At 70.8% G+C, this 2,363-nt stretch carries 3 protein-coding genes; 1 reads left to right on the top strand and 2 read right to left on the bottom strand.

Annotated elements, in window-relative coordinates:
- The first annotated feature begins 108 nt into the window (after window positions 1-108).
- A complete protein-coding gene (locus AB0C29_RS44090; protein ID WP_360833725.1) occupies window positions 109-381 on the top strand; it encodes a substrate-binding domain-containing protein in 273 nt (90 codons plus the stop codon).
- Here the strand turns inward: AB0C29_RS44090 and paaK are convergent.
- Both paaK and AB0C29_RS44080 read right to left on the bottom strand, forming a co-directional pair.
- Window positions 363-1,670 carry a phenylacetate--CoA ligase PaaK gene (gene paaK / locus AB0C29_RS44085; protein ID WP_360833723.1) on the bottom strand — a complete coding sequence of 436 codons (1,308 nt, stop codon included), beginning with the start codon at window positions 1,668-1,670 and terminating at the stop codon, window positions 363-365. The two genes, AB0C29_RS44090 and paaK, sit on opposite strands and share 19 nt — an antisense overlap.
- A 19-nt stretch (window positions 1,671-1,689) precedes the next feature.
- Complete coding sequence (locus AB0C29_RS44080; RefSeq protein ID WP_360833727.1) at window positions 1,690-2,340, bottom strand: TetR/AcrR family transcriptional regulator; 651 nt, start codon at window positions 2,338-2,340, stop codon at window positions 1,690-1,692.
- Window positions 2,341-2,363: the final 23 nt, after the last annotated feature.

Here is a 2,363-nt window from a genome sequence, read left to right as displayed (position 1 = left end):
CGAGCAGCTTCTTCGTGACGATCTTGTCCATGCCCGCGGCGCCGGCGAAGACCCCGTTGCCGACGTACGGCACCCCTGGCCTCCAACGACCGCTGCGCCGTCGGGGTCATGGACGCGTTCGTCCGCGCCGGCATCGAGGTGCCCGGGCACGTCTCCATCGTGGGGTACGACGACAGCACGCTCGCGCATCTCGTCCACATCGACCTGACCACCGTCAACCAGGACGCCGCCGCCCAGGCTCGGCACGCGGTGCTCGCCGCGGTCCAGCGCCTCGACGAGGGCCGCAAGCAGCGGCTCGAGGTCGTCCTGAACCCCCGGCTGGTGGTCCGGGGCAGCACCGGGCCACCGCCCCGGCCGGAGGATCAGTCCCTGGGCCGCTGATCGACGATGCGGCGCATCTTGCCCACCGAGCGCTCCACGCCGTCCGGCTCGATCACGGCCACCGCCACGCTCACGCCGATCGTGTTCTTGACCAGGGTGGCCAGCTGCCGGCCCGCGAGCTCGGCCGCGACCGGCTCGACACCGGGCCGGCGCTCCACCTTCACCGTCATCGTGTCGAGGCGCCCGTCCCGGCTGAGCAGGCACTGGAAGTGCGGGGCCAGCTCGGGCGTGCGCAGGATCAGCTCCTCGATCTGGGTCGGGAAGAGGTTCACCCCGCGCAGGATGATCATGTCGTCCGTACGGCCGGTGATCTTCTCGATGCGGCGCATCGGCCGGGCCGTGCCCGGCAGCAGCCGGGTGAGGTCCCGGGTGCGGTAGCGCACGACCGGCATCGCCTCCTTGCTCAGTGAGGTGAAGACCAGCTCGCCCTGCTCGCCGTCCGGCAGCACCTCGCCGGTCTGCGGATCGATGATCTCGGGATAGAAGTGGTCCTCCCAGACGTGCAGGCCGTCCTTGGTCTCGACGCACTCGGTCGCCACGCCGGGGCCCATCACCTCGGACAGTCCGTAGATGTCCAGCGCGTGGATGTCGAGCTGCTCCTCGATCTCGCGCCGCAGGTCCTGCGTCCACGGCTCGGCGCCGAAGATGCCGACGGCCAGCGACGTGCTCCGCGGGTCGATGCCCTGCCGGCGCATCTCGTCCACGATGGCCAGCATGTAGCTCGGGGTGACCATGATGACGTCCGGCTTGAAATCGTTGATCAGCATCACCTGGCGCTCGGTCATGCCGCCGGACATCGGGATGACCGTGCAGCCCAGCTCCTCGGCGCCGTAGTGGGCGCCCAGCCCGCCGGTGAACAGGCCGTACCCGTAGGCGACGTGGACCCGGTCGCCGCGCCGGCCGCCGGAGGCCCGGATCGACCGGGCCATCAGCTCGGCCCAGGTGCGGATGTCCTGCCGGGTGTAGCCGACGACGGTGGGCCGCCCGGTCGTGCCCGACGAGGCGTGCAGCCGGGAGATCTGCTCGCGCGGGACGGCGAACATGTCGAACGGGTAGTTCGCGCGCAGCACCGCCTTGTCGGTGAACGGGAACTTCGCCAGGTCCGTCAGTTCGCGCAGGTCGTCGGGGTGGACCTGGATCTCGTCGAACATCTTGCGGTACTGCGGCACGTTGTCGTACGCGTGGCGCAGCGACCACTGCAGGCGCCGGAGCTGCAGCGCCCGCAGCTCGTCGACGGACGCTCGCTCGATCGGGTCGAGATCCTCGGGGCGGGGGGTACGGTCCTGCATGTCGTCTCCTCTGTGAACCTCACTGCCTCGTGCGCAGGCCGTCGAAGGCGATGGTGGTGACGGTTTCGGCCAGCTCCGCCGCGCCGCCGCGGCGCGGGCTGTACCACTCGATCAATGAGTTGACCATGCCGAAGAGCAGCCGGGCGGCGGTGGCGGCGTCCACGTCCGGGCGGATGGCCCCCTCGGCCTGGGCCTGCTTGACCAGCTCGGTGACCTTGGCGTCGAAGATCCGGCGGCGCAGCAGGGCCTGCTGCTCCACCGCCGTGTTCCCGCGTACGCGCAGCAGCAACGTCACGTATTCCAGGCGCTCCGCGAGGACGAGCACGCTGCGCCGGATGAGGGACTCGAGCCGGTCGAGGGCGGGCGCGTCGAGCCCTTCCACCTCGTCCATCGCCTCGTGTAATCCGTCCAGGGCCTGGTCGACGGCGATCCGCAGCAGCTCCTGCTTGCCGGTGACGTGGTGGTAGAGGCTGGACTTGGTGATGCCCAGCCGCTTGGCCACGTCGTCCATGCTGGTGGCCTCGTACCCGCGCTCGTTGAACAGCCGGACGGCCGCCGCCAGCACCGCGCCGAGGTCGTGACCGGGCCGCCCGCGCTTGGGGCGGTTGCGTTCCTCGAGGTAGTCGACGACGCGTCCGGCGCGGGCCGGATCGTCGGGCCGGTCGGTCATGCGGGCCGGCCCGGGCTGATCAC

The sequence above is a fragment of the Actinoplanes sp. NPDC048791 genome (assembly GCF_040650095.1).
In the GTDB taxonomy this organism is placed as follows: Bacteria; Actinomycetota; Actinomycetes; order Mycobacteriales; family Micromonosporaceae; genus Actinoplanes.
The sequence above is the reverse complement of the archived record's forward strand: the minus strand, read 5'-3'. Positions and strand labels throughout refer to the sequence as shown.